We start from the raw sequence: 26,884 nt of genomic DNA on the forward strand, positions 1-26,884 counted from the left end.
AGGACCCGCGGCGGACCGGCCGGCGGTCCGGCCGGCAGCGGAAACACGAGCGTGTCCAGGTTCCGACCAATATGCGGTCTTGTCTGCTCCGAAGTCATGGTTAGACTCAGAACCTCCGACAGCTTGAACTGACCGCTGCGCCCCCGCCCAGCGACCCACAGACGGCAAGCCGGACCCGCACTCGTGCGGCCCGCGGGCGCAGCCCGGCCGAGAAGCTCCTGCCAGGAAAGGCACAGCTGCCATGACACCCCCCGAGCATGCCTCCGGCCGCCCCATGATCGAGTTCCGCAACGTCACCAAGACCTACGACAGCGGACGCCCCGCCGTCGAGGACCTCTCGATGGACATCGACCGGGGGAGGATCACCGTCTTCGTGGGCCCCTCCGGCTGCGGCAAGACCACCTCCCTGCGCATGATCAACCGCATGGTGGAACCCACCTCCGGGCAGATCCTCCTCGACGGACAGGACATCGGCCGGCAGAAGGCCGCGGAGCTGCGCCGCTCCATGGGGTACGTCATGCAGTCCTCCGGGCTCCTCCCGCACCGGACCGTCCTCGACAACATCGCGACCGTCCCCCGCCTCAACGGCGTCGGGAAGGCCGAGGCACGCAGGCGTGCGCGGGAACTGCTCGACGTCGTCGGGCTCGCTGCGGACCTCGGCCGCCGGTATCCCGTGCAGCTCTCGGGCGGCCAGCAGCAGCGCGTCGGCGTGGCACGGGCCCTCGCGGCGGACCCGCCCGTGCTCCTCATGGACGAACCGTTCAGCGCGGTGGACCCGGTGGTCCGCGCCGAACTGCAGGAGGAGCTGCTGCGCCTGCAGCGCGATCTCGCGAAGACCATCGTCTTCGTGACGCACGACATCGACGAGGCCACCATCCTCGGGGACAAGGTGGCGGTGTTCGCCGTCGGCGGGCGCCTCGCCCAGTTCGCCGCTCCCGAGGAGATCCTGCGCGCTCCCGTGGACGACTTCGTCGCCGGCTTCGTGGGACGCGACCGCGGCTTCCGGCACCTCTCCTTCCAGGAGGGCGACGGCGTCACCATCCACCCCGTCGAGACCATCGACCCGGGGCGCCTCGCGGACCCGACCGTCCCGGTGCGCTCGCCGTGGACCCTCCTCGTCGACGAGGAGGGCCGCCCGCACGGCTGGATCCCGCAGGCCACGCGTGCAGGCATCACGCGGCAGGCGGACGCCGTGCCCGGCGGGTCCCTGTACACCCGGGGCGACTCGCTGCGCCGCGCGCTCGACGCCGCCCTGTCCTCGCCCTCGGGCCTCGGCGTGGCGGTCGACGACGACGGACGCGCCGTCGGCGTGGTGCGGGCCGCCGAGGTCTTCGAGCTCATCGAGGCCGCGCGGCTCGACCGGGGCCGCGCCCAGCACGACACGGCGGTCTGACCGTGGACTGGTTCCTCTCCAACCTCGACTTCATCTGGCTGCACACGCGGCTCCACCTGTTCCAGGCGATCGTCCCGCTGCTCCTCGGCGTCCTCGCGGCCGTGCCGCTGGCCCAGCTCGCCCGGCTTAATCCGCTGATCGGGTCGGTGCTGCTGACCGGCTCCTCGATCCTCTACACCATCCCGTCGCTGGCCATGTTCGTCTTCCTCCCGGTGATCCTCGGGACCAAGGTGATCGACCCGGTCAACGTCATCGTGGCGCTGTCGGTCTACGCCTTCTCCCTCCTCGTGAGGTCCACGCTCGACGCCCTGGACTCGATCGACGACGGCGTACGCCAGGCCGCGGTCGCCATGGGGTACACGCCCCTGCGCCGGTTCCTGACGGTGGACCTCCCGCTGTCCCTGCCGGTGCTGTTCGCGGGCCTGCGCGTCGTCTCGGTCACGAACATCTCGCTCGTCAGCGTGGGGGCGCTCATCGGGGTGCCGAGCCTCGGGACGCTGTTCACCGACGGACTGTTCCGGTCGTTCCCGACCGAGATCGCCGTGGGCATCGTCATCATCCTCCTGCTGGCCCTCGTCCTCGACCTCGCCCTCGTGCTCGTCGAGCGGCTGCTCACCCGCTGGGCGCGGAGCGCCCGCGGCGGGTCCGGCGGCGGTCGGGGAGCCGGCGGCGGGCCGGACGACGGGGCCGTCGCCCTCGAGGCCAGGGTGGCGGGCGCCTGATGGACTACTCGAGCGACAACCTCTTCGTGCAGATGTGGGAGTGGCTGACCGCCCCCGCGAACTGGGAGGGCGAGCGCGGCATCCCCACGCGCATCGTCGAGCACCTCGGGTTCACCGGGCTGACCATGGTGATCGCCCTCGCCATCGCCGTGCCGATCGGCCTCTATGTCGGCCACACCGGCCGGGGCCGCGTCGTCATCGTCTCCGGCGTCGGCATCCTCCGGGCGCTCCCGACGCTCGGCATGGTCTTCCTGTTCACGCTGCTCGCCGGGCTCGGGCTGATGCCGCCCATCTGGGCGCTCGTCCTCCTCGCCGTCCCCCCTCTGCTGAGCGGCATCTACGCGGGCATCGCGTCGGTGGACCGCAGCGTGGTGGACGCCGCCCGGAGCATGGGCATGGGCGAGCTGCAGATCCTCTTCCGCGTCGAGGTGCCCAACGGGCTGCAGGTCGTCCTCGGCGGAGTACGGGCCGCGGTCCTGCAGGTCATCGCCACCGCGGCCGTCGTCGCCTTCATCAACCTGGGCGGGCTCGGGGTGTTCCTCGTCGAGGGGACCCAGCTCGCCGACTACGGGCGCCTCTTCGGCGGCGCCGTCGTCATCACGGTCCTCGCGATCGCCGTCGATCTGCTGCTGGGTCTCCTGCAGAGACTCGCCATTCCCCCGGGCCTACGGGTCTCCGGCACAGTGAAAACCAGAGAGTCCGGTCGGCAGAAGGCCGTCGCCGGTGCACAAGGAGGAACACCATGAAGAACCAGTCGGCGCAACGCGCCACCCGGCGTGCTTTGAGAGGACTGGCCGGCGGCCTGACGGCCGCGCTGGCGCTGACCGCCTGCGGTGCCAGCAGCGACCCGCAGGGAGCGGAGACCACCGCCGGGTCCGAGGGGGGCTCCGTCGTCGTCGGTTCGGCGGACTTCCCCGAGAGCCAGATCATCGCCGAGATCTATGCGGGGGCGCTCAACGCCGCCGGCGTCGAGGCGACGACGAAGCCCAACATCGGGTCGCGCGAGATCTACTACTCCGCCCTCGAGGACGGGTCGATCGACATCCTGCCCGAATACGGCGGCAACCTGCTGCTCTTCGCCGACCCCGCCGCGACCGCGGCGTCCGCCGACGAGATCCTGGCGGCCCTGCCCGACGCTCTCGCCGCGAAGTCGCCCGACGTGAAGCTCGGCGTGCTCGAGCCCTCCAAGGCCGAGGACAAGGACGCGCTCGTCGTCACCGCGGCGACCGCCGAGAAGTACAGCCTGGAGTCCATCGCCGATCTGGCGGAGGTCTGCGGCGAGATCACCATCGGCGCCCCGAGCACCTTCCAGGAGCGCGCGTACGGGCTGCCCGGCCTCAAGGACAAGTACGGCTGCGAGCCCGGCGGCTTCGAGGCCATCAACGACGGCGGCGGGGACATCACCCTGCAGGCGCTGCTGAACGACGACGTGCAGGCGGCCGACATCTACACGACGACGCCGTCCATCGAGGACAACGACCTCGTGGTCCTCGAGGACCCGGAGAACAACTTCATCGCGCAGCAGGTGCTCCCGCTCGTCAACACGGACACCGTCAGCTCGCAGGCGCAGGAAACCCTCAACGAGGTGTCGGCCCAGCTGACCACCGAGGACCTCCTCTCGCTCAACCGCGAGGTCAGCGGCTCCGAGAAGCGCAACCCGGCGGACGCGGCGGCCGACTGGCTGACGGAGAAGGGTCTCGCGGGCTGATCCTCCCGCTTTCCTGCAGGGGTCCGGGCACGGCGTCATGCTGCCGCGTCCCGGGCCCCTGCTGTGGCATTCTGATCCAATGGCCACCTACGCGCAGTCGGAAAAGCTTCGGAACGTCCTCTATGACATCAGGGGGCCGCTGCTCGAACACGCCATGACCATGGAGGCCCAGGGCCACCGGATCCTCAAGCTCAATATCGGCAACCCGGCGCCCTTCGGCTTCGAGGCGCCCGACGCGATCCTCGTGGACATGATCCGCAACCTGCCCAGGTCGCAGGGCTACAGCGATTCCCGGGGCATCTTCTCGGCCCGCACCGCCGTCGTGCAGTACTACCAGAGCCGCGGCATCACCTCGATCGACGTCGACGACGTGTACCTCGGCAACGGGGTGAGCGAGCTCATCACCCTCTCCATGCAGGCCCTGCTCAACACCGGCGACGAGATCCTCATCCCCACACCCGACTACCCGCTGTGGACGGCCTCCGTGGCCCTCGCCGGCGGCACCCCGGTGCACTACCTGTGCGACGAGGACAACCACTGGTGGCCGGACCTCGAGGACATGGCCTCGAAGATCACGCCGAACACCAAGGGCATCGTCCTCATCAACCCGAACAACCCCACCGGGTCGGTGTACCCGCGCCCCGTCCTCGAGGCCATCGTGCGGATGGCCCGCGAGCACGGGCTCATCGTCTTCGCCGACGAGATCTACGAGAAGATCCTGTACGACGACGCGGTGCACATCAACGCGGCCTCCGTGACGGGCGACGACGTGCTCTGCCTGACCTTCAGCGGGCTGTCGAAGGCGTACCGGATCGCGGGGTTCCGCAGCGGCTGGATGGCCATCTCCGGGCCGAAGCGCGACGCCGCGAACTACATCGAGGGCATCAACCTCCTCGCCAACATGCGCCTGTGCGCCAATGTCCCCGCGCAGCACGCGATCCAGACGGCCCTCGGCGGGCACCAGAGCATCAACGACCTCATCCTGCCCGGCGGTCGCCTGCGGCAGCAGCGCGACAAGGCCGCCTCGATGCTGAACGCCATCGACGGCGTGAGCTGCGAGGTGGCGCAGGGCGCTTTGTACCTCTTCCCGAAGCTCGACCCCGAGGTCTACCCCATCAAGGACGACGAGAAGTTCGCCCTGGACCTCCTCAAGCAGCAGAAGATCCTCATCTCGCACGGCAGCGCCTTCAACTGGGTGCACACCGACCACTTCCGGATGGTCACCCTGCCGAGCGTCGAGGTCATCGAGGACGCCATCGGACGGCTCGCCGACTTCCTCTCCACCTACCGGCCCTGAGCGGCCCCGCCACGCCCCGACCAGCAGGAGGACCCATGGCACCGACCACCGACAGCACCCCCGAGATGCGTCGCCTCCTCCTGGCGGGGCCCGACTTCTCGCTCGCGGCGGTGGATCCGCATTCCACCCCGGGATTCGCCGGCGGGAAGGAGGAGGGCAAGGTGGCCCTCGCCGAGGGTGCCGGCGCGCTGTCGTCCCTGCAGGAGAAGCTGTTCGCCGAGAGCCGGGCCGGGAGCGGGATCGCCGTGCTGCTCGTCCTGCAGGGGATGGACACCTCCGGCAAGGGCGGGATCGTCCGTCACGTCATGGGGCTGGTGGACCCGCAGGGTGTGCAGCACCACGCGTTCAAGGCGCCCACCGACGAGGAGCGGCAGCACGACTTCCTCTGGCGCATCCGCCCGCAGCTGCCGGGGGCAGGCCTGATCGGGGTGTTCGACCGTTCCCACTACGAGGACGTCCTGGTCCACCGGGTACGCGGACTGTCGCCGGCTGCCGAGGTCGAGCAGCGGTACGCGGCGATCCGGGACTTCGAGGCCGACGTCGTCGCCTCCGGGACCCGCGTGCTCAAGGTGATGCTCCACATCGGCAGGGACGAGCAGAAGGTGCGGCTCACCGAGCGCCTCGAGCGCAGGGACAAGCACTGGAAGTACAACCCGGGCGACGTCGACGAGCGCGCCTACTGGGACCAGTACCAGCAGGCCTACCAGGTGGCCGTCGAACGGACGAGCACACCGGACGCCCCCTGGTACGTGGTGCCCGCCGATCGCAAGTGGTACGCCCGGCTCGCGGTCCAGCACCTGCTCACCTCCACCCTCGAGGACATGCAGCTGAGCTGGCCGCGGGCCACGTTCGACGTCGAGGCCGAGAAGCGGCGCCTCGCCGCCACCTGATCGGGCCGGCTGCCGCGGACCGTTCCTGACCGCATCTCCTCCTAGTCTGGAGGCTCCACCACCCCCACGGAGGCCATCATGGACTGGAAGATCGAACTCATCGGCGTGCCCGTCAGCGACGTGGACCGCTCCATCGCGTTCTACCGCGACCAGGCGGGCTTCGTGCTCGACCACGACACGCGGGTGAGCGAGGACATCCGGTTCGTCCAGTTCACACCGCCCGGATCCGCCTGCTCCATCGCGTTCGGCCACGGCATCAGCGACATGGTGCCGGGCTCGCTGCGCGGCCTCCAGGTCGTCGTGGCGGATGCCGCGCAGGCCCGGTCCGAGCTGGTCGGCCGCGGCGTGGAGGCGACCGAGGTCGACGAGCAGCCATGGGGCAGGTTCGTGTACTTCGCGGACCCCGACGGCAACGCGTGGGCCCTGCAGGAGCTCCCCGACCGGAGGTGACGGGCCCTCGGGCGCCGCCGCCGGTCGGGCAGCGGGCCCGTGCCACGACGGGCTACTGGCCCTCGGCCTTGTCCCGCGCCGCGGCCAGCCGGACCTTCGCGCCCTCGAGCCAGGCCTCGCAGCGGTCCGCCAGGGCTTCGCCGCGCTCCCACAGGGCCAGGGACTCCTCGAGGCTCACCCCGCCGGCCTCGAGCCGCGCCACGACGGCGACCAGCTCCTCCCGGGCCTGCTCGTACGACAGCGCGTCGATGTCGGCCCGCTGCGGTTGCTGCCTGCTGTTCTCCGTCATGGCGTCTTCCTCGTCTGGCGGGTACCCGGTACCCGGATCGTCGTTCGGCTGGTCGTTCGGCTGGTCGTTCCGCTGGTCGAAGGGGCGGGGGCGGGGCGCATTCCGCCGGTGGGCGGGGCGGCGTCCGAGCCCTCCGGCCGCGCGGCACCGCGGCTCACGGCGGTCCGCCCGACGGCCCCTGGGCGACCGCCGCGATCTGCCCTCCGGCGACGCGGATCCTCAGCGCGTCCCCGGTCCCGACGTCGTCCGGCTGCCGGACCACGTGCCCGTCGGACCGCTGCACGACCGCGTAGCCGCGGTCGAGCGTCTTCTGCGGCGACAGGGAGCGCACACGCTCCCGCAGGTGGTGGATCGAGTCGGCGTCGCGTTCCACGGAGGCGGAGACGGACCGCAGCGCACGGGAACGGAGCCGCTCGAGGTCGGCCTCGCGCACGTCGATCATCCCCTCGGGCTTCGCGAGGGACGGCCGGGAGCGCAGGTTGGCGAGGCTCTCGCTCTCGCGGTGGACGAGGACCCGGATGGACCGCTCCAGTGCCGTCCGCGCCTGCCGGATGCGCCCGAGCTCCTCCGTCACGTCCGGGACCACGCGCTTCGCCGCGTCGGTGGGTGTCGAGGCGCGGAGATCGGCCACCTCGTCGAGCAGCGGTCGGTCGGCCTCGTGTCCGATGGCGCTGACGACGGGGGTCGCCGCCATCGCGACGGCCCTGACCAGCGATTCGTCGCTGAACGGCAGGAGGTCCTCGAGCGCCCCTCCGCCGCGCGCGATGATGATGACGTCGACCTGCGGATGGGCATCGAGCTCGGCCAGTGCCGCGGAGACCTGGGCGACGCTGCTCACCCCCTGCACGGCCACCTCGCGCACCTCGAACTCCACGGCGGGCCACCGCAGCGCCGCGTTCCGCATGACGTCCTTCATGGCGTCCGAGTTCCGCCCGGTGATGAGCCCGATCCGGTGGGGGAGCAGCGGCAGCGGCTTCTTGCGGGCCGCCGCGAAGAGTCCCTCCGCGGCCAGCGCCTGCCGCAGGCGCTCGATGCGGGCGAGGAGATCGCCGATACCCACGGGCCGGATGTCGATGGTCTGCATCGACAGCCGCCCGGTCTTGACCCAGAAGTCCGGTTTGAGCCGCGCGACGACGCGGGAGCCCCGGTCCAGGGGAGAGGCCATCCGCTCCATCACCGAGCCGTAGACCGAGAGCGAGAGCGAGACCTCCGAGTCGACGTCGCGCAGGGTGATGTAGCACATGCTCGCGCGGCGGTTCAGCTCGATGACCTGTCCCTCGACCCAGGCGGCGGGGGCGCGCTCGATGTGCGCCTTGAGCTTCTCGGACAGCAGGTGCAGGGGCCACGGCGCATCGGGCGAGGTCTCGGCGGCCGTCGCGGGAACGGTCGTCGTCCGCCGGGCCGTATCGGGGGCGCCCGACGTCGGCACACGCGGTTCCTCGCTCGTCATGGCTGTCCTGTCCTCGGGGAGCTCGATGCTCCCGGTCCTGCTCCGCGGAAATACACTGTCCATCTCTACCACCCCCGACCCACAGGGGGTCCCCCCGGCCCGCCATGTGCATCGCAGGCGGGGTCCGGACGACGGGCCGCTGCGCCCCGGGCGCGGGCGGACGGGCATAATCGAGCACTAGACCTCTCCCTAAGGATTCCATGCGGACCCTCGTCTCTGCCCTCCTGGCCCTCTTCGCGCTCGTCGTCACGGCCGGAGGGCTGATGTCCGCCTGGCTCGACGAGAACCTCGTCGAGGAGACCGGCTTCATCGCGCTCGCCGCTCCCCTCGGGGACGACCCCGACTTCCAGGCGACGCTCTCGGAGTCGCTGGCGCAGGAGGTCACGGCGACCAGCGGTCTGCCCGAACAGCTCCAGTCCTTTCTCGGACCGGTGATCCAGGATGCTGCGGGGGCGGTGACCGGGTCGTCCGGCTACCCCGCGGCCTGGACGGAGACGCTGCGCCTGTCCCACGCCTTCACCTTCGCCCGGGCGCCCGGTCCCGGGGAGCAGGCACCCGCCGTCCTGACCCTCGACCTCGGGCCGGTCGCGCAGCTTCTCGCCGACGACGTCGGAGGACGGCTGGGCGTCGACGTGCCCGTGCCCGACGACACGACGATCGACGTCGGAGCCCTCGAACGCGGCGGGATGCTCAGTGCCTTCGCCGACGCCGTGCAGGGGTGGCGGCTGTACCTCGCGGGTGCGGTGGTGCTGGGCCTGCTGGCGATCGTCGTCGCACGACGCCGCGGCACCACCCTCGCGCTCCTCGGGATCGGCGTGCTGGGGATCGGCGTGCTCGGGTTGCTCGCAGGGGCGTGGGTGCCGGCAGCGGCTGCCGGCGTTCCCGGGACGAACGCGATCGCCGACGTCTTCCTCGGGGGCCTTGCCGAACGGGCAGGGGCGGACATCGCGGCATCCAGCATGCCGGTGATCGTCGGAGGCGTCCTCGCGCTCGTTCTCGGCGTCGTCTGGCGGCTCGCCCCGGGGCGACGCCGTAGGGCCTAGCTCACAGCGGAGCGGCGCGCGATCCGCGGGCAGGGGAGGGCCGAGCCGCTAGAATCGGATCATGACCAGTACCACCGTTCAGGTCCCCATGCCCACCATCCCGCGCAGGCGTCGCTCTCCCGAGGACGTGCTCGCCGCCGCGCCGGTGGCGGGGGAGAAGAAGGTGCTGCTCGCCGCGCCGCGCGGATACTGCGCCGGCGTGGACCGGGCCGTCATCGCCGTCGAGAAGGCGCTCGAGCACTACGGTCCGCCCGTGTACGTCCGCAAGCAGATCGTGCACAACCTGCACGTGGTGTCGACGCTCGAGGCCAAGGGCGCCGTCTTCGTCGACGAGACCGACGAGGTCCCCGAGGGCGCTCTCGTCGTCTTCTCCGCCCACGGTGTCTCGCCCGCCGTCGTGCAGTCCGCCGAGGACCGCGGCCTGCGCACCATCGACGCCACCTGCCCGCTCGTCACCAAGGTGCACCGCGAGGCGCAGCGCTTCGCTCGGGACGACTTCGACATCCTCCTGATCGGCCACGAGGGCCACGAGGAGGTGGAGGGCACCGCCGGGGAGGCCCCCGACCACATCCAGATCGTCAACGGACCGGAAGACGTCGACAAGGTCCGGGTGCGGGACCCGGAACGGCTCATCTGGCTCTCCCAGACCACGTTGAGCGTCGACGAGACGATGCTGACCGTCAACCTGCTCAAGGAACGCTTCCCCACGCTGCAGGACCCGCCCAGCGACGACATCTGCTACGCCACGTCCAACCGCCAGGCCGCGATCAAGAAGATCGCACCCCGGACCGACCTCGTCGTCGTGGTCGGTTCCGCGAACTCCTCCAACTCGGTGCGCCTGGTCGAGGTCGCGCTCGAGTACGGTGCGAAGGCGGCCCACCGCGTGGACTTCGCCAACGAGGTGGACGAGTCCTGGTTCGAGGGGGTGGCGACCGTCGGCATCTCCTCGGGCGCCTCGGTGCCGGAGAACCTCGTGCAGGACGTGCTGCGGCTGCTCGCGGAATACGGGTACGGCGAGGTCGAGGAGGTCGTGACGGCGCAGGAGGACATCATCTTCTCCCTGCCCAAGGAGATCCGCGCCGCGCTGAAGGCCATGGGCGACTCCACGCCGGCCATCGGCGGTCGGGGCCCGCGGCAGGACCGCTCCTCCCTCAACTGACCCGGCAGCGCACCGCGCACCCCGGGACGACGGCGGCCCCTCCTCGCGAGGGGCCGCCGTCGTCGCGTCCGGCGACGGGACGGCAGGCACGCGCCGGGGCACGATACCGGTGGCGGTACCGGTGGTCAGCCGGCCGACTCCTCCAGGAGCTCGTGGGCGGTCAGGGAGCGCGGCGTCGCGTCGATCGTCGCTGCTGCCCGGTCCGAGGATCCGGCGCTGCCGGCGCGCTGCGCGCGTGCCGTGCCGAGGAGGCTGACGTCGGCGCCCTGTGCACCGTCCGTCACGTCACCGGCGCCCTCCACCGCCGCCTGGACGGCGTCGAGGGAGGCCGAGTCGAATGCGCCGATGCGCCGGGCCGTCGGGAGCACCCTCGACTCGAGCGCCCCGACGAAGGAGTTGTAGCGCTCCACCGACGTCTTGAGGGACGTGCCGAGGCGGGTCACGTGGCCGCCCATGGTGCCGAGGCGCTCGTACAGCTGCTTGGAGAGGTCGAACAGCTCGCGGGCGTTGTCGGTGAGCACGGCCTGCCGCCAGCTGAACGCCGCGCCCTTGAGGATCCCGAGCAGCGACACGGGGGAGGCGAGGGCGACACTGCGCGAGAAGGCGTAGTCGAGCAGCTCGGGATCGGCCCGCAGTGCCTCGGAAAGCACGGACTCGACCGGGATGAAACAGATGACGAGTTCCGGGGAGTTGCCGGCGCCCTCCCAGTACTTCTTCCGCGCGAGGGCGTCCACGTGCGCCCGCAGCGCCTTCGAGTGCTGCTTCAGCAGTTCGCCGCGCTGCGTGCCGGCGTCCCCGCGCTCGTCCGATGCCCCCGGCAGGTCCTGCGCCGCGAGGAAGGCGCTCAGCGGCACCTTGGCGTCGATGACGAGCTGCTTGTCGCCCGGCAGCTGCACCACCATGTCGGGCCGCGCGCGCTCGCCGTCGTCCACGCCCGCGAAGGACACCTGCTCGAGGAAGTCGACGCGCGACAGCATGCCCGCGGCCTCCACGACACGCCGCAGCTGCACCTCGCCCCACTGGCCGCGCGCGCTGTTGCTGCGCAGGGCGCCCGCGAGGGAGGAGGTGGTCGCCAGCAGCAGGGCGTCCGCCTCGCGTGACTCCTCGAGCTGCCGTGCGAGCTGCCCGTACTGCTCCACGCGGTCCCGTTCGAGCAGGCCCACCTGCCGCTGGACCTGGGTCAGCTTCTCCGCCACGGGGGCGAGGGCGCGGAGGACGTCGTTGTCGGTGGACGTCCTGCCGGTCAGCTCGCGGGCGTGCTGCTGCAGGAGATCGCGCTGGGCGGCCGCCGCGGCGAGCTCCGTCGTCGTGCTCCCGAGGCGCGCCGTGGCGTCGTCGAGTTCGGTGCGCAGCTCGTCCGTACGCGGCCGCAGCGTACGGGCCACCAGGAACGCGCCGACGGCGCAACCGAGCAGGAAGGCGAGGAGGACGAGGAGGACTGCGGTTGTACTCATGCCCACACTGTCGCAGGAACCTCCGACAATCAGGCACGACGCCGCCGGACGGCGTGCCGATGGCCGGTAGACTCGTCTCCCGTGGCTCTTACTATCGGCATCGTCGGACTGCCCAACGTCGGCAAATCAACACTCTTCAATGCGCTGACGCGCAACAACGTCCTGGCGGCGAACTACCCGTTCGCGACCATCGAGCCGAATGTCGGAGTGGTCAGCCTGCCCGACCCGCGCCTGGCGCAGCTCGCCGAGGTCTTCGGGTCGAAGCAGATCCTGCCGGCGACCGTCTCCTTCGTGGACATCGCCGGGATCGTGAAGGGTGCGTCCGAGGGTGAGGGGCTCGGCAACCAGTTCCTCGCCAACATCCGTGAGGCGGAGGCGATCGCCCAGGTCATCCGTGTGTTCGACGATCCCGACGTCATCCACGTCGACGGCAAGGTCGACCCGCGCTCCGACATGGAGACCATCAACACCGAGCTGATCCTCGCCGACCTCCAGACGCTCGAGAAGGCCATCCCGCGCGTCGAGAAGGAAGTGAAGATCAAGAAGCGCGAGGCCGCGCAGCTCAGCGCCATGCAGGCCGCGCAGTCCGTCCTCGAACGCGGCGACACCATCTTCTCGTCCGTCACGAGCGACAAGCTCGAGATGGAGCACCTCCGCGAGCTCAGCCTGCTGACGGCCAAGCCGTTCATCTACGTCTTCAACGTCGACGACGCCGTCCTCGGGAGCCCGGAGCGGCAGGAGGAGCTGCGGCAGCTCGTCGCCCCCGCCGACGCGATCTTCCTCGACGCCAAGCTCGAGGCGGACCTCGTGGAACTCGACGAGGCCGAGGCCCGCGAGATGCTCGAGATGAACGGCCAGGACGAGTCGGGCCTCGACCAGCTCGCGCGCGTCGGCTTCCACACTCTCGGCCTCCAGACCTACCTCACGGCGGGTCCCAAGGAGAGCCGGGCCTGGACCATCAGGAAGGGCGCGACGGCGCCCGAGGCCGCCGGCGTCATCCACTCCGACTTCCAGCGCGGTTTCATCAAGGCCGAGGTGGTCCATTTCGGCGACCTCATCGACGCCGGCTCGATGAGCGAGGCGAAGTCGCGCGGCAAGGTCCGCATCGAGGGCAAGGAATACGTCATGACCGACGGCGACGTCGTGGAATTCAGGTTCAACGTCTGACCTAGGATCGGACGGCCGCTCACCACATGCGGCTGGTGGTCTCCGACACGAAGCCCCGCCCGTCGGAGAACCAGTGGACGGTCGGGCTGTTCCGCGCCGTCGGCGTCGTGAGCTCCGCGAACAGGTCCGCGTTGAAGCGGTTGCTCAGCTCGGGGGAGCTGAGCACGGTGTCCCTCGTGATGACGAAGACCGGCCCCTTGAGCCCCTTGCTCTGGATCGACAGGTGGACCTCGGGGTGCTGGTCGAGCCGTGCCTTGAGGGCCCCGATCGCGGCCTGGACGTTGGCGTCGTCGTCCCAGACCGCCGCATGCTTGTCGACGAACAGCCAGGCCATGCCCACCTCCGTCCGGGTCGGACCCCGCGCGCCCGTCCGGCGCGCCACCCGGGAGGCCGTCCTGCCGCCGCTCCGGGTCGTCCAAGCAAATCATCAGGCCGAGCGAGTGATCAAGCGGCCCGTGCCGGCCGGCTTCACGCGCCGGCGTCGTGCGGAGACCCGTGGCATCGGCGCAGGTGCGGGGGAACGCCGCCGCGGGGATGGCCGCCCGCCGCGGCGGCCCGCGCGGTGAGGAGGATGCGCGCTTGCGTCACGTGCAGACCCGTGGCATCGGCGCAGGTGCGGGGGAACGCCGCCGCGGGGATGGCCGCCCGCCGCGGCGGCCCGATCAGCAGGCCCCATCAGCAGGCCCGATCAGCAGGCCCGATCAGCAGGCCCGATCAGCGGGCCCGACGCCGCAGTGAGCTTTGGTTGCAGCTCGATAACAACCCGCCCGTGACTCCTCCGGTCGATACCTGCTGGTAACGAAGTGCCCCTAGGCTTCTGCTCACGTGAGTTGCGTCACCTCTGAGGGGCGCATATCGGCTGATCCGCAACCCTGCGTCGAGCCGTGACCACACTATGAAACAGGAGGCGGTATGCGTTCGAGACGTACTTCCAGGGCCATGGGGGTGGCTGCAGTGGCAATGCTCGCGTTGAGCGCCTGCGCTGCGAACACCGGGACCGAGACCCCCGAGGAGACGACCGAGGGCGAGGCGACGGGCGGGAACATCCGCATCGCCGAGGTCAACGGCTTCAGTTCGTTCAACTCGCAGAGCTCCGAAGGAAACGTGGACGTCAACGGCAGGATCGCCTACGCAACCCACTCCGGCTTCGTCTACATCGACAGCGACCTCGAGGTCGTCGAGAACGAGGACTTCGGCTCGATGGAGGTCCTCTCCGAGGACCCGCTGAGCGTCAAGTACACGGTCAACGAGGGCGTCAACTGGTCCGACGGCGAACCGGTCGACGGCGGGGACCTGCTGCTCCACTGGGCGATCGGGTCCGGCTACTTCAACGACGCGGTGACCGACGACGCCGGCGAGGTCACCTCGGGCACGACCTACTTCGACTACGCGGGCGACACCAGCGGCCTCGCGCTCACCGAGCTCCCGGAGATCGGCGAGGACGGCCGCTCGATCACGCTCAACTACTCCGAGCCCTTCGCCGACTACCAGGTGGCCTTCGGCCTGATGTCCGAGGCGGGCATCTCCACACCCGCGCACGTCCTCGCCGAGAAGGGCGGGCTCGCCGACGAGGACGCCCTGATCGAACTCATCCGGACCGAGCCGCAGGGCGATCCCGACAACCCCGCCGAGCGCCCCGAACTGCAGGCGGTCGCGGATTTCTGGAACACCGGCTTCGACACCAAGTCCCTCCCGGACGATCCCACGCTCTTCCTGTCCAACGGCCCGTTCATCGCCTCGGCCATGACGCCGGACCAGTCCATGACGCTCACCCGCAACGAGGACTACGACTGGGGACCGATCCCCAAGGTCGACGAGATCACCGTCCGCTACATCGGTGAGGCTCCCGCCCAGGTGCAGGCCCTGCAGAACGGCGAGGCGGACATCATCGCGCCGCAGGCGTCGGCGGACACGGTCGAGCAGCTCGAGGGCATCGAGGGCGTCACCGTGAACCGCGGCAACGAGCTCTCCTACGACCACCTGGACCTCAACTTCAGTGGCGTCTTCGCCGAGGAGAGCGTCCGCGAGGCCTTCATGAAGACCGTGCCCCGCCAGCAGCTCGTCGAGACCATCGTGAAGAAGCTGAACCCCGACGCCGAGCCGCTCGACTCGCAGCTCTTCCTCACCGACCAGGAGCCCTACGAGGAGAGCGCCGCCAACAACGGCTCGGACGCCTACGCGGAGGTGGACATCGAGGGCGCGAAGGAGCTGCTCGACGGCGCCACCCCCGAGGTGCGCATCATGTACAACCGGGACAACCCGAACCGGCTGAACTCCTACACCCTCATCGCGGAGTCCGCGGCGAAGGCGGGCTTCAAGGTCGTCGACGGCGGCCTCGGAGGCTCCGACTGGGGCGCTGCCCTGGGCAACGGCACCTACGACGCGTCGATCTTCGGCTGGATCAACTCGGGTGTCGGCGTCTCCGGTGTGCCGCAGATCTTCAGGAGCGGCAACGGGTCCAACTTCAACGGGTTCTCGAGCCCCGAAGCGGACGAGCTCATGGACGAACTGATCGTGACCACCGATCCGGAGCAGCAGGACGAGTTGCAGATCGAGATCGACAAGCTGATCTGGGACTCCAAGTACGGGCTGCCCCTCTTCCAGGTGCCGGGCGTCGACGCGTTCAGCGACAACGTGACCGGCCTGGTCTACATGCCGAACCTCACCGGCGTCTGGTGGAACTTCTGGGACTGGCAGATCGCGCAGTAGGTCCAGCCGCACACCGCACCGGATCAAGCATGCCCGTGAGGGGAAGGCGTCGGGGACGAGTCCCGGCGCCTTCCCCCCGCGCGGACCCGACCTCGAGGCTGGAAAACCCATGGTGACCTACATCGTCCGCCGTCTGGTGACGGCCGTGCTCATCCTGTTCGGCGCGTCCTTCGTGGTGTACCAGCTCACCGCCCTCTCGGGCGATCCGCTCGAGGACCTGAGAGCCAGCAATGCGCCCAACCGGGAGCAGCTGATCCAGGCCCGTACGGAGCTGCTCGACCTGAACACCCCTGCGCCGCTGCGCTACTTCGGCTGGCTCGCAGGGGCCGCCAAGTGCCTCGTGCCCTTCGCCGCGACCTGCGACCTCGGCTCGAGCATCCAGGGTGAGGCGGTCACGACCTCCCTGCTCCGCGCCATGGGCAACACGATCACGCTCGTCACCACCGCCACCGTGCTGGCCATCATCATCGGCATCTCGCTCGGCATCATCACGGCCCTCCGCCAGTACAGCGGTCTGGACTACGGCGTGACCTTCATGTCGTTCCTCTTCTTCTCGCTCCCGATCTTCTGGCTCGCGGTCCTGCTCAAGGAATTCGGGGCCATCGGCTTCAACAACTTCCTCGCCGACCCCGTGATACCGACGTCCACCATCGTCGTCGTCGCCATCGCCAGCGGGCTCATCTGGGCGCTGTTCGCCGGCGCCTCCTGGAAACGGAAGGCCATCGCCTTCGTCCTCGGAGCGGTCGCCGCCGCGGCACTCCTCACCGTCCTCGAGCTCGCCGACTGGTTCTCCGATCCCGGGCTCGGACCGATCGTCATCCTCGTCACGGGTGTGGGCATCGCGTTCGGCATCGTCCTCCTCACGGCGGGCCTCCGGAACCGCAAGGCCCTCTACGCGTCGCTCGTCATGGTCGCGCTCGGCCTCGTCGCCTACTACGTCGTCAATCCGGTCCTGAACGCCGCGACCGTGTGGATGATCCTCGGCCTCGCGGTCGTCACCGTCCTCGTGGGCATCGGCGTCGGCTACGCACTGGGCGGCTACGACCGCGGCCAGAGCATGCGGGCCGCCGCGCTGACCGGCCTGCTCATGGGCCTCCTCATCGTCGTGGACCGCTTCATGGTCACCTGGCCCGCCTATGTGGGCAATCCGCGCGTCCGCGGCCGCCCGATCGCCACGGTGGGCGCGGAGACGCCGGGGCTCGAAGGGACCTTCTGGATCACCGGCCTCGACACGTTCACGCACCTGCTGCTGCCGACGATCGCCCTGCTGCTCGCCTCGCTCGCCAGCTACAGCCGCTACTCCCGCGCCTCGATGCTCGAGATCATGAACATGGACTTCATCCGGACGGCCCGCGCCAAGGGGCTTAGTGAGCGCACCGTGGTCATGCGTCACGCCTTCCGCAACGCGCTGATCCCGCTCGCCACCCTCGTGGCCTTCGACATCGGCGCGCTCATCGGCGGGGCCATCATCACGGAGCAGGTCTTTGCCTTCTCCGGGATGGGACAGCTGTTCGTCCAGGCGCTGCAACGCACCGACCCCGACCCGATCATGGGCTTCTTCCTGGTGGCCGGCATCCTCGCGCTGGTCTTCAACCTGGTGGCCGACATCGCGTACTCGTTCCTCGATCCTCGCGTAAGGGTGAAAGCATGAGCACTAAGACCCCCGCCGACCTGCCCGGTGCGGGGGCCGCTCCCGGACCCGTCCCGCCGCCGGCGGCCGAGGCCCAGGGGATGTCCCAGGGCCAGATCGTCCGCAGGAAGTTCTTCGACAACACCGCGGCCATCATCAGCCTCGTCGTGTTCGCCGTCATCTTCGTCCTGGCCTTCACGTCCGTCGGCTTCGCCGGCATCCCGGGCTGGTGGAAGTACAACCACACCGAGTTCGTCCCGCTCCTAGACGGCGGGGCCCCGACGGTCACCGGCCCGTTCAGCTGGGGCGAGCACCCGTTCGGCCAGGACTCCATCGGCCGCGACTACTTCGCCATGACGATGCGCGGGGCGCAGAACTCGATCATCATCATGTTCCTGATCGGGGCCCTCGCCTGTGTGGTCGGCGTCGTGGTCGGCGCGAGCGCGGGCTACTTCCGCGGCTGGACCGAGGCCGTGCTGATGCGCTTCACCGACATCATCATCATCATCCCGCTCGTCCTCATCGCGGCGACCCTGGGGGAATCCGTCAACCGGTTCGTGGGCAGTGGTGCGCAGGTGTGGCTGCTCGGCATCTTCCTGGGCCTGATCGCGTGGACCGGGCTCGCACGGCTGGTGCGCGGCGAGTTCCTCACGCTCCGCGAGCGGGAGTTCGTGGACGCCGCGAAGATCGCCGGCGCCTCCAACGCCCGCATCATCTTCAAGCACATCCTCCCCAACGCCGTGGGTGTGATCATCGTCAACACCACGCTGCTGATGTCCGCGGGCATCCTGCTCGAGACCGCGCTGAGCTACATCGGCTTCGGCGTGAAGGCCCCCGACGTGTCCCTCGGCCTGATCATCAGCCAGAACCAGGAGGCCTTCCAGACGCGCCCGTGGCTCTTCTGGTTCCCGGGACTGTTCATCGTGCTCATCTGCCTGTGCATCAACTTCATCGGCGACGGCCTGCGCGACGCCTTCGACCCGCGGCAGAAGAAGTTCAACGCCGGCCGGGCGAAGGACGCAGAGAAGCCCGCGGCAGCGTGAGGCCGGACCTAGGAGCCGCCCCCGGCCGCGACGGCACCCGCGACCAGCACGACGGCGCCCGCGATCAGCGCCACGTTCCACGACCGGTGGGCGCGGGCCGGGGAGTCGACGTCCACGGCGCCCGACTCGACGAGGTCCTGCCAGCGCGACCTCACGAGGTAGGCGGCGTACCCCGAGTCGGTGTTCTTCAGGTCTCCCGGACGGATGGACAGGCCGGGGCCGTAGCTCGTGGCGGGCAGGTTCGTCACGTGCTCGGGCTTCCCGGCATGCGTCCCCCACACGCCGGGAGCGGGGGCGGCCCACGCCGTGAAGGCCCCGGACGGCGTCACCAGCTTCAGGGCGTACTTCGTGTCGACGTCGATCAGTGCGGACCACGGGACGCTGATGGTCGCCAGCGGGTTGCGCACGGTGACGGCGTCCGCGGCGACCACCACGGCCGGGTACCAGAACAGCCACCAGCCCCCGTAGGCGACGCCCACGAGCGGCCAGCCCCGCAGCAGCCCGGCGACGCCGTCGCTCGCCACGACGGACACCAGGCCGCCGACGGCGATGAGGGCCGCAGCTCCCGTGAACCAGATGCCGGTACGCGGCCTGAAGACGCTGACGCCGGCCACCTTCGAACTCTCCATGCGTCCATGATCCCAGCACCGCACCCGCCCGCACCCCGTCAGGAGCGCCGGCGCAGCCGCGCGGCCTCCGCCACGAAGGAGGACCCCTCATGAGTACCCAGGTCATCGGCGGCACGGGAGGCAGCGACGACGGGGACCACGGCGACCACGGGGACCCGCAGGGTGCCGGGCACCGGGGGCCCGTGCTGGAGGTCCGGGATCTCTGCGTGGACTTCGGGGTGGACAAGCGGTGGGTCCCGGCGGCCATCGACCTGAGCTACGAGGTCCGGGCCGGCGAGGTGCTGGCGATCGTCGGCGAGTCCGGCTCGGGCAAGAGCGCGAGCTCCATGGCGCTGCTGGGGCTGCTGCCCTCGAACAGCCGGGTGACGGGGGAGGTGCTGCTCAACGGGCAGTCCGTCCTGACGATGTCCCCGACGAAGCTGCGGGAGGTCCGCGGCAACGACGTCGCGGTCATCTTCCAGGAGCCCATGACCGCGCTCAACCCCGTCTACACCGTGGGGTTCCAGATCGTCGAGACGCTGCGCCTGCACAACGAGATCTCCCCGGACGAGGCCCGGCAGCGCGCCCTGCACCTGCTCCGGATGGTCGAACTGCCCGATCCGGAGAAGGCCTTCCGCTCCTACCCGCACCAGTTGTCGGGCGGCCAGCGGCAGCGCGCCATGATCGCGCAGTCGCTGTCGTGCGACCCGAAGCTCCTGATCGCCGACGAGCCGACGACGGCCCTCGACGTCACCGTGCAGGCCGAGATCCTCGACCTGATGCGCAACCTGCGGAACCAGCTGAACAGCGCGATCGTCCTGATCACCCACGACATGGGCGTGGTGGCCGACCTGGCGGACCGCATCGCCGTCATGCGGAAGGGCCGGATCGTGGAGACCGGAACCGCGGACCAGATCTTCAACCACCCGCAGCACGAGTACACCCGGGCGCTCCTGGCAGCCGTGCCGCACCTCGGGCAGGGGGACGGGCACGACGACGTCGACATCACGGCCGCGCTCGCCGCCGCGACGCACACCGAGCTGCAGACCGTGGACCGCGACGAACTGGAGCGCCGTGAACGCGACGTCCTCGCACAGCTCCCGGGGGACGGCGGGATGGCGGCCCGGACGGACGCCCCCGTCCTCGAGCTCGTCGACGTGGCGATCGAGTATCCCCGGCAGGGGCGCGTCCCGGCGTTCCGGGCCGTCGAGGGAGCCGACCTGACCGTCTACCCGGGCCAGGTCATCGGGCTCGTGGGGGAGTCGGGATCGGGGAAGACGACGATCGGCCGTGCCGCCGTCGGGCTGCTGCCGGTGGCCCAGGGCTCGCTCCGGGTCGTGGGCACCGACATCTCGGGGCTGCGGCCCAGCTCCCGGGAGCTCGTGGAGGTGCGCCGCCACATCGGCATGGTGTTCCAGGACCCGTCGTCGTCGCTCAACCCCCGCCTCCCGATCGGTGAGAGCATCGGCGAGCCGATGTTCCTCGCGGGCGAGGCCAGGGGGAACGACCTGCAGAGGCGCATCGAGACGCTCCTCGACCAGGTCGAGCTCCCGCGCTCCTACCGCAACCGGTACCCGCACGAGCTCTCGGGCGGGCAGAAGCAGCGGGTCGGCATCGCCCGTGCCCTGTCCCTGAAGCCGAAGCTCCTGGTGGCCGACGAGCCGACGTCGGCGCTGGACGTGTCCGTCCAGGCGAAGGTCCTGGACCTCTTCCAGAACCTCCAGCGCGACCTCGGCTTCGCCTGCCTGTTCGTCACCCACGACCTCGCCGTGGTGGACGTGCTGGCGGACTACATCTGCGTGATGAAGCGCGGGCGGATCGTCGAGCAGGGACCGCGCGACCAGATCCTGCGCAGCCCCCGGGATCCGTACACGCAACGCCTGCTGGCCGCCGTGCCGCTGCCTGATCCCGCGCTGCAGCGGGAACGCCGCGAGCTCCGGGCCAAGCTGCTCGCCTCGACCGACTGAGGGCAGCCGGACCCGGCCCCGCCGGGATCCGGCGCGCCCTGCCGCCCCCGGGCGGGCCGTGCCCGGCACTGCCCCGGTCGGCCTGTACAGTGCTCGGGTGCCTCCCTCCGCCTTCGTTATCAAAGCGTGATCCGGGGACGCACGGCCCGCTCACCTGCGGAAACAGGCGGACGACCTCCGGTGCCTGAGTGTCCGCTGGGAGCGCTTGTATACAGGATGTTCTGGGAAGCAACGGAACGGGCATATGATCTTCCGGTGTGAGTTGGCTCTCGCTGTCTGCAGGGCCACGAATCCGGCATCATCAGCGCCGGAAAGACCCAAATAACTAGGAGGCGGAATGCGTTACACGCGCACTTCCAAGATGCTCAGCGTCGCGGCGATCGCCGCGCTGTCGCTGAGTGCATGCGGTGGCGGAAGCCCTGAATCCAGCACCGACACCGACACCGGCACCACGGACGCAGTCATCGTCGTCGATGGTTCCGAGCCGCAGAACCCGCTGATCCCCACCAGCACCAACGAGGTGGGCGGTGGAGCGATCCTCGACCTCATCTTCGCGGGCCTGGTCAGCTACGACGCCGAGGGCAAGCCCCAGAACGAGATGGCTGAGTCCATCGAGTCCGAGGACGCCCAGACGTACACGATCACGCTCAAGGAAGGCAAGACCTTCACCAACGGTGACCCCGTCACCGCGAGCTCCTTCGTCGACGCGTGGAACTACGGTGCCGCCGCGAAGAACGCCCAGCTCTCGAGCTACTTCTTCGAGAGCATCGAAGGCTATGACGAGGCCAGCGCCGAGGGCTCCACCGTGGAGACCATGAGCGGCCTCACCGTCGTCGACGACCGGACGTTCACCGTCAAGCTGTCGCAGCCGGAGTCCGACTGGCCGCTGCGCCTCGGCTACAGCGCGTTCTTCCCGCTGCCCGCCTCGGCCCTCGAGGATCCTGCCGCGTTCGGCGAGAACCCGATCGGCAACGGCCCCTACAAGTTCGCCGCCGAGGGCGCCTGGCAGCACAACCAGCAGATCGAGCTCGTGCCCAACGAGGAGTACGAGGGTCCCCAGGCCGCGCAGAACGCGGGCGTGACGTTCAAGATCTACCAGAACGACACGACGGCCTACCAGGACCTGATCTCGGACAACCTGGACGTCCTCAAGACGATCCCGACGAGCGACATCAAGAACTTCAAGAACGACCTCGGTGAGCGATCCATCGAATCGCCGTACGCGGGCAACCAGACCATCGCCATCCCGTACTACCTCCCGAACTGGGAGGGCGAGGCCGGCAAGCTCCGCCGCCAGGCGCTCTCGATGGCGATCAACCGTGACGAGATCACCGAGGTCATCTTCAACAACGGCCGTACGCCCGCCAAGGACTTCACCGCACCCGTCCTCGACGGCTACAGCGAGGACCTGCCGGGCAGCGAGAACCTCGAGTACAACCCGGACGAGGCCAAGAAGCTCTGGGCCGACGCCGAGAAGATCGAGCCCTACGACGAGTCCGAGCCCCTGACCATCGGCTACAACGCCGACAAGGGCGACCACAAGACGTGGGTCGAGGCCGTGGTGAACAACATCAAGAACAACCTCGGCATCGAGATCTCGGGCAAGCCGTACGCGACCTTCAAGGAAGCCCGCACCGAAGCCACGGAGGAGACCCTCACGGGCGCCCTGCGAGCCGGCTGGCAGGCCGACTACCCGTCGCTGTACAACTTCCTCGGGCCCATCTACGCCACCGGCGCCGGTTCCAACGACGCCCGCTACAGCAACCCCGAGTTCGACCAGCAGCTGACCGAGGGACTCGCCGCCGGCTCTGTCGAGGAGGGCAACGAGGCCATGAACAAGGCCCAGGAGCAGCTCCTGGAGGACCTCCCGGCCATCCCGCTGTGGTACCAGGTCGCCCAGGGCGGCTGGAGCAACAACGTCGACAACGTCGAGTTCGGCTGGAACGGTGTTCCGCTCTACTACGCCATCACCGGCAAGTAATCCCTAGCGGTCTCGGGGCCCGCCCGGCACGCCGGCGGGCCCCTTTTCCGTGCTCCCACGAAAAGGTTTCCTCCCTCATGAGCTACCCCTCCATGCGTCCCGTCCGGACGCACGCCGCACCGGGAGGTGCGCACTGATGGTCTGGTACATCGTCCGACGCTTCCTCCAGCTGATCCCCGTCTTCCTCGGCGCGACACTGCTGGTGTACTTCCTCGTCTTCAGCCTGCCGGGTGACGCCACCGCCGCGATCTGCGGCGAGCGCGGCTGCACCCCTGCCGTCGTCGCGGGCCTCCGCGAGCAGTACAACCTGGACCAGCCCTTCTGGATCCAGTACCTCCTGTACCTCAAGGGCGTCCTGACGTTCGACCTGGGCACCAACTTCTCGGGCCGGCCGATCGCCACCATCATCGCCGAGGTCTTCCCGACCACGGCGAAGCTCGCCATCATGGCCCTGGTCATCGAAGCCGTCTTCGGCATCGTGTTCGGCCTCATCGCGGGCCTGCGCAAGGGCAGGATCTTCGACTCGTCCGTCCTCGTGCTGTCCCTCATCGTCATCGCCGTGCCCATCTTCGTGCTCGGCTTCCTGATGCAGTTCCTCATCGGCGTCAAGCTGCAGTGGACGAACCCGACCGTCAGCGGCGACGCGACCTTCACGGAGCTCCTGCTCCCGGCCGTCGTCCTCGGGCTCGTGTCCTTCGCCTACGTGCTCCGCCTGACCCGCACGAGCATCATCGAGAACGTGAACGCCGACTACGTCCGCACGGCGACGGCCAAGGGCCTCAGCCGCAGGCGCGTCGTCGTCGTGCACGTCCTCCGCAACTCGCTGATCCCCGTCGTGACGTTCCTCGGCGCCGACCTCGGCGCCCTCATGGGCGGCGCGATCGTCACCGAAGGCATCTTCAACGTCAACGGGGTCGGCAACACCCTCTACCGCGCCGTGCTGAACGGTGACGGACCGATGGTCGTCTCGATCGTCACGTTCCTGATCCTCATCTTCTGCCTGGCGAACCTGCTGGTGGATCTCCTGTACGCGTGGCTGGACCCAAGGATTCGATATGCCTGAACCGACACCCTCACCCCTCGAGACGGCCGCACCGACCGCCGCGACCCCCGTGGCCCGCACCAAGCGATCCGCCTACCCGATCGAGCACTTCGTCGCCGACCTCGACGAGACGCCCGTCCGCGCCACGGACAGTGCCGTGTCCGATGCCGCGCCCCGCAGCCTGTGGGGCGAGGCGTGGCGCAGCCTGCGGAAGCAGCCGCTGTTCATCATCAGCGCGATCCTGATCCTCGCGGTCATCTTCGTGGCACTGTTCCCCGGACTGTTCACGAACGAGCCGCCCAACGAGAACTGCCTGCTGGAGAACTCCGACGGCGGCCCCGCCCCCGGCCACCCGCTGGGCTTCACCGTGCAGGGCTGCGACATCCTCTCCCGCGTGGTGCACGGCACCCAGTCATCGCTGACCGTGGGCCTCTTCGCGACCCTCGGCGTGGTCCTGATCGGCGGCCTCATCGGTGCGCTGGCCGGGTTCTTCGGCGGCTGGGTGGACGCCGTGCTCGCCCGGATCGGTGACATCTTCTTCGCGCTCCCGCTCATCCTCGGCGCCATCGTCGTCGTGCAGCTGCCCGTGTTCCAGCAGAACCGGAACGTGTGGACGCTCGTGGTCATCCTGGTGGCCTTCGGCTGGCCGCAGATCGCCCGCATCACGCGGGCCGCGGTGATCGAGGTCCGCAACGCGGACTTCGTGACGGCGGCGCGCTCGCTCGGGGTGTCCCCGCTGGGTGCCCTCGTCAAGCACGTCATCCCGAACGCGCTCGCACCGGTCATCGTCATCGCGACGATCTCGCTCGGCACGTTCATCGTGGCGGAGTCCACGCTGTCGTTCCTCGGCATCGGACTGCCGCCGGAGGTCATGTCGTGGGGCAACGACATCTTCTCGGCCAAGCCGTCGCTGCGTAGCAACCCGATGGCCATCTTCTGGCCGGGCCTCGCCCTGTCGATCACCGTTCTGAGCTTCATCATGCTGGGCGACGCCCTGCGTGACGCTCTCGATCCGAAGGCACGCAAACGATGAGCTCCAGCATCAGCTCCGGAGGCGGCCGCCGCGCCGCCCGTAACGACACGACGGCGCCCGCGGGGTCCGCAGGCGTCCAGCCGCTGCTCGAGCTCCGCGACCTCGCCATCACGTTCACGACGTCGAACGGGGACGTGCAGGCGGTGCGCAATGCGCACCTCACCGTCATGCCCGGCGAGACCGTCGCGATCGTGGGGGAGTCCGGCTCGGGCAAGTCCACGACGGCGCTGGCCGCCATCGGCCTCCTGCCCGCGAACGGCCGCGTCTCGAACGGCAGCATCATCTTCGACGGCGAGGACATCACCTCCGCCTCGGAGAAGCGCATCATCGAGCTCCGCGGCTCCTCGATCGGTATGGTGCCGCAGGATCCGATGTCCAACCTCAACCCGGTCTGGAAGATCGGGTTCCAGGTGAAGGAGACGCTGCGGGCCAACGGCCTGCCGAGCGGACCCCAGGACGTCGCCCAGGTGCTCTCCGAGGCGGGACTGCCCGACGCCGCATCGCGTGCCAACCAGTACCCGCACGAGTTCTCGGGCGGTATGCGCCAGCGCGCCCTGATCGCCATCGGCCTGTCCTGCAGGCCGCGGCTGCTCATCGCCGACGAGCCGACGTCGGCCCTCGACGTGACCGTGCAGCGGCAGATCCTCGACCACCTCGACACCATGACCGAGGAGCTCGGCACCGCCGTGCTGCTCATCACGCACGATCTCGGCCTCGCCGCCGAACGCGCGCACAAGGTGATCGTGATGTACAAGGGGCAGGTCGTCGAGGCCGGTCCGGCCCTCGAGCTGCTGACCAACCCGCGCCACCCCTACACGCAGAAGCTCGTGGCGTCGGCGCCGTCCATCGCGTCGCGCCGCATCGAGTCGGCGAAGAGGGCCGGCGTCGAGACGGACGACCTCCTCGCCCCCGCCGCAGCGAGGGGACCGTCGACGGACCGGGTGATCGAGGTCGAGGACCTGACCAAGGTCTTCAAGATCCGTGGCAGCTGGGGCAAGTCGACCGACTTCACCGCCGTGGACAAGGTCTCCTTCTCCATCGCGCGCGGCACCACCACCGCCGTCGTGGGCGAGTCCGGTTCGGGCAAGTCCACCGTGGCGAGGATGGTCCTCGGACTCGAGGGGGCGACGTCGGGCAGCATCAGGTTCGACGGCGTGGACATCACGACCCTCGGGCGGAAGGAGATGTTCGACTTCCGCCGCCGTGTCCAGCCGATCTTCCAGGACCCGTACGGTTCGCTCGACCCGATGTACAACATCTACCGCACCATCGAGGAGCCGCTCCGCGTCCACGGGGTCGGCGACGCGAAGAGCCGCGAGAGGAAGGTCCGCGAGCTGCTCGACCAGGTGGCCCTGCCGTCGTCGATGATGCAGCGCTTCCCGAACGAGCTCTCGGGCGGCCAGCGGCAGCGCGTGGCCATCGCCCGGGCGCTCGCCCTGGACCCCGAGGTGGTCATCTGCGACGAGGCCGTCTCGGCGCTCGACGTGCTGGTGCAGGCGCAGATCCTGAACCTGCTCGCCGACCTGCAGTCGGAGCTCGGCCTGAGCTACCTCTTCATCACGCACGACCTCGCGGTGGTCCGCCAGATCGCCGACCACGTGGCCGTCATGGAGAAGGGCAGGCTCGTGGAGCAGGGCACCACCGACGAGGTGTTCGACAACCCGAGGACCGCGTACACGCAGGCGCTCCTCGCGGCCATCCCGGGCGCGGGGCTCGTCCTGCCGCCCGAGGTCGCGTAGCAGGGGAACCAGCAGCAGGTAGACCCGCGGCGGCGGGGGGGGGGGGGGGGGGGGGGGGGGGGGGGGGGGGGGGGGGGGGGGGGGGGGGGGGGGGGGGGGGGGGGGGGGGG

General features: G+C 69.7%; 23 protein-coding genes. 18 read left to right on the plus strand and 5 right to left on the minus strand.

Annotation, left to right across the window (positions count from 1 at the left end; translation table 11 throughout):
- Window positions 1-274 precede the first annotated feature (274 nt).
- The 7 genes from ACX80K_RS08260 to ACX80K_RS08290 all read left to right on the plus strand — a co-directional run bounded on the left by ACX80K_RS08260 (window position 275) and on the right by ACX80K_RS08290 (window position 6,460).
- Entirely contained in the window at window positions 275-1,393 is a 1,119-nt protein-coding gene (locus ACX80K_RS08260; RefSeq protein ID WP_459271394.1) for an ABC transporter ATP-binding protein, read from the plus strand.
- Window positions 1,394-1,395: 2 nt separating this feature from the next.
- Entirely contained in the window at window positions 1,396-2,115 is a 720-nt protein-coding gene (locus ACX80K_RS08265) for an ABC transporter permease (protein WP_459271347.1), read from the plus strand.
- Entirely contained in the window at window positions 2,115-2,861 is a 747-nt protein-coding gene (locus ACX80K_RS08270; RefSeq protein WP_459271348.1) for an ABC transporter permease, read from the plus strand. Before ACX80K_RS08265 ends, ACX80K_RS08270 begins: the two co-directional genes overlap by 1 nt.
- A complete protein-coding gene (locus ACX80K_RS08275) occupies window positions 2,858-3,823 on the plus strand; it encodes an ABC transporter substrate-binding protein (protein WP_459271349.1) in 966 nt (321 codons plus the stop codon). Before ACX80K_RS08270 ends, ACX80K_RS08275 begins: the two co-directional genes overlap by 4 nt.
- 79 nt (window positions 3,824-3,902) lie before the next feature.
- Entirely contained in the window at window positions 3,903-5,120 is a 1,218-nt protein-coding gene (locus ACX80K_RS08280; protein WP_459271350.1) for a pyridoxal phosphate-dependent aminotransferase, read from the plus strand.
- Window positions 5,121-5,155: 35 nt separating this feature from the next.
- Window positions 5,156-6,010: a polyphosphate kinase 2 family protein gene (locus tag ACX80K_RS08285; RefSeq protein WP_459271351.1), complete on the plus strand. Its 855-nt coding sequence runs from the start codon at window positions 5,156-5,158 to the stop codon at window positions 6,008-6,010.
- Window positions 6,011-6,088: 78 nt separating this feature from the next.
- Entirely contained in the window at window positions 6,089-6,460 is a 372-nt protein-coding gene (locus tag ACX80K_RS08290) for a VOC family protein (protein ID WP_459271352.1), read from the plus strand.
- Between the two features lie 52 nt (window positions 6,461-6,512).
- On the opposite strand, the gene ACX80K_RS08295 is transcribed toward ACX80K_RS08290, so the two are convergent.
- Window positions 6,513-6,749, minus strand: a complete 237-nt coding sequence (locus ACX80K_RS08295; protein WP_459271353.1) for an exodeoxyribonuclease VII small subunit — start codon at window positions 6,747-6,749, stop codon at window positions 6,513-6,515.
- Window positions 6,750-6,903: 154 nt separating this feature from the next.
- Window positions 6,904-8,199: an exodeoxyribonuclease VII large subunit gene (gene xseA / locus ACX80K_RS08300; RefSeq protein ID WP_459271354.1), complete on the minus strand. Its 1,296-nt coding sequence runs from the start codon at window positions 8,197-8,199 to the stop codon at window positions 6,904-6,906.
- Window positions 8,200-8,399: 200 nt separating this feature from the next.
- On the opposite strand from xseA, the gene ACX80K_RS08305 reads away from it, so the two are divergent.
- On the plus strand, window positions 8,400-9,242 hold the full coding sequence (locus tag ACX80K_RS08305; RefSeq protein ID WP_459271355.1) for a hypothetical protein: 843 nt from the start codon (window positions 8,400-8,402) through the stop codon (window positions 9,240-9,242).
- A 61-nt stretch (window positions 9,243-9,303) separates the two neighbouring features.
- Complete coding sequence (locus tag ACX80K_RS08310) at window positions 9,304-10,401, plus strand: 4-hydroxy-3-methylbut-2-enyl diphosphate reductase (protein WP_459271356.1); 1,098 nt, start codon at window positions 9,304-9,306, stop codon at window positions 10,399-10,401.
- 125 nt (window positions 10,402-10,526) lie between these two features.
- Here ACX80K_RS08310 and ACX80K_RS08315 read toward each other — a convergent pair whose 3' ends face one another.
- Window positions 10,527-11,855 carry a DNA recombination protein RmuC gene (locus tag ACX80K_RS08315; protein ID WP_459271357.1) on the minus strand — a complete coding sequence of 443 codons (1,329 nt, stop codon included), beginning with the start codon at window positions 11,853-11,855 and terminating at the stop codon, window positions 10,527-10,529.
- Between the two features lie 81 nt (window positions 11,856-11,936).
- On the opposite strand from ACX80K_RS08315, the gene ychF reads away from it, so the two are divergent.
- Window positions 11,937-13,022, plus strand: coding sequence for a redox-regulated ATPase YchF (ychF, locus tag ACX80K_RS08320; protein WP_459271358.1), 1,086 nt, complete (start codon window positions 11,937-11,939; stop codon window positions 13,020-13,022).
- 19 nt (window positions 13,023-13,041) lie between these two features.
- On the opposite strand, the gene ACX80K_RS08325 is transcribed toward ychF, so the two are convergent.
- Complete coding sequence (locus ACX80K_RS08325) at window positions 13,042-13,356, minus strand: hypothetical protein (RefSeq protein ID WP_459271359.1); 315 nt, start codon at window positions 13,354-13,356, stop codon at window positions 13,042-13,044.
- Between the two features lie 605 nt (window positions 13,357-13,961).
- On the opposite strand from ACX80K_RS08325, the gene ACX80K_RS08330 reads away from it, so the two are divergent.
- The 3 genes from ACX80K_RS08330 to ACX80K_RS08340 all read left to right on the plus strand — a co-directional run bounded on the left by ACX80K_RS08330 (window position 13,962) and on the right by ACX80K_RS08340 (window position 18,404).
- On the plus strand, window positions 13,962-15,731 hold the full coding sequence (locus ACX80K_RS08330; protein ID WP_459271395.1) for an ABC transporter family substrate-binding protein: 1,770 nt from the start codon (window positions 13,962-13,964) through the stop codon (window positions 15,729-15,731).
- Window positions 15,732-15,840: 109 nt separating this feature from the next.
- Window positions 15,841-17,382 (plus strand): ABC transporter permease, encoded by a 1,542-nt coding sequence (locus ACX80K_RS08335; protein ID WP_459271360.1) that lies wholly within the window; start codon window positions 15,841-15,843, stop codon window positions 17,380-17,382.
- A complete protein-coding gene (locus ACX80K_RS08340; protein WP_459271361.1) occupies window positions 17,379-18,404 on the plus strand; it encodes an ABC transporter permease in 1,026 nt (341 codons plus the stop codon). The genes ACX80K_RS08335 and ACX80K_RS08340 overlap by 4 nt, the downstream gene beginning before the upstream one ends.
- An 8-nt stretch (window positions 18,405-18,412) precedes the next feature.
- Here the strand turns inward: ACX80K_RS08340 and ACX80K_RS08345 are convergent, their stop codons facing one another.
- On the minus strand, window positions 18,413-19,033 hold the full coding sequence (locus ACX80K_RS08345; RefSeq protein ID WP_459271362.1) for a PH domain-containing protein: 621 nt from the start codon (window positions 19,031-19,033) through the stop codon (window positions 18,413-18,415).
- A gap of 89 nt (window positions 19,034-19,122) precedes the next feature.
- Here ACX80K_RS08345 and ACX80K_RS08350 point away from each other — a divergent pair, with 89 nt between their 5' ends.
- The 5 genes from ACX80K_RS08350 to ACX80K_RS08370 all read left to right on the plus strand — a co-directional run bounded on the left by ACX80K_RS08350 (window position 19,123) and on the right by ACX80K_RS08370 (window position 26,774).
- Window positions 19,123-20,979, plus strand: coding sequence for an ABC transporter ATP-binding protein (locus ACX80K_RS08350; RefSeq protein ID WP_459271363.1), 1,857 nt, complete (start codon window positions 19,123-19,125; stop codon window positions 20,977-20,979).
- A 337-nt stretch (window positions 20,980-21,316) separates the two neighbouring features.
- On the plus strand, window positions 21,317-22,960 hold the full coding sequence (locus tag ACX80K_RS08355) for a peptide ABC transporter substrate-binding protein (protein WP_459271364.1): 1,644 nt from the start codon (window positions 21,317-21,319) through the stop codon (window positions 22,958-22,960).
- 136 nt (window positions 22,961-23,096) lie between these two features.
- Window positions 23,097-24,023 carry an ABC transporter permease gene (locus ACX80K_RS08360; RefSeq protein ID WP_104049511.1) on the plus strand — a complete coding sequence of 309 codons (927 nt, stop codon included), beginning with the start codon at window positions 23,097-23,099 and terminating at the stop codon, window positions 24,021-24,023.
- Complete coding sequence (locus ACX80K_RS08365; protein ID WP_459271365.1) at window positions 24,016-25,035, plus strand: ABC transporter permease; 1,020 nt, start codon at window positions 24,016-24,018, stop codon at window positions 25,033-25,035. The genes ACX80K_RS08360 and ACX80K_RS08365 overlap by 8 nt, the downstream gene beginning before the upstream one ends.
- Entirely contained in the window at window positions 25,032-26,774 is a 1,743-nt protein-coding gene (locus tag ACX80K_RS08370) for an ABC transporter ATP-binding protein (protein WP_459271366.1), read from the plus strand. Before ACX80K_RS08365 ends, ACX80K_RS08370 begins: the two co-directional genes overlap by 4 nt.
- Window positions 26,775-26,884 lie beyond the last annotated feature (110 nt).

Source organism: Arthrobacter sorbitolis, assembly GCF_054510995.1.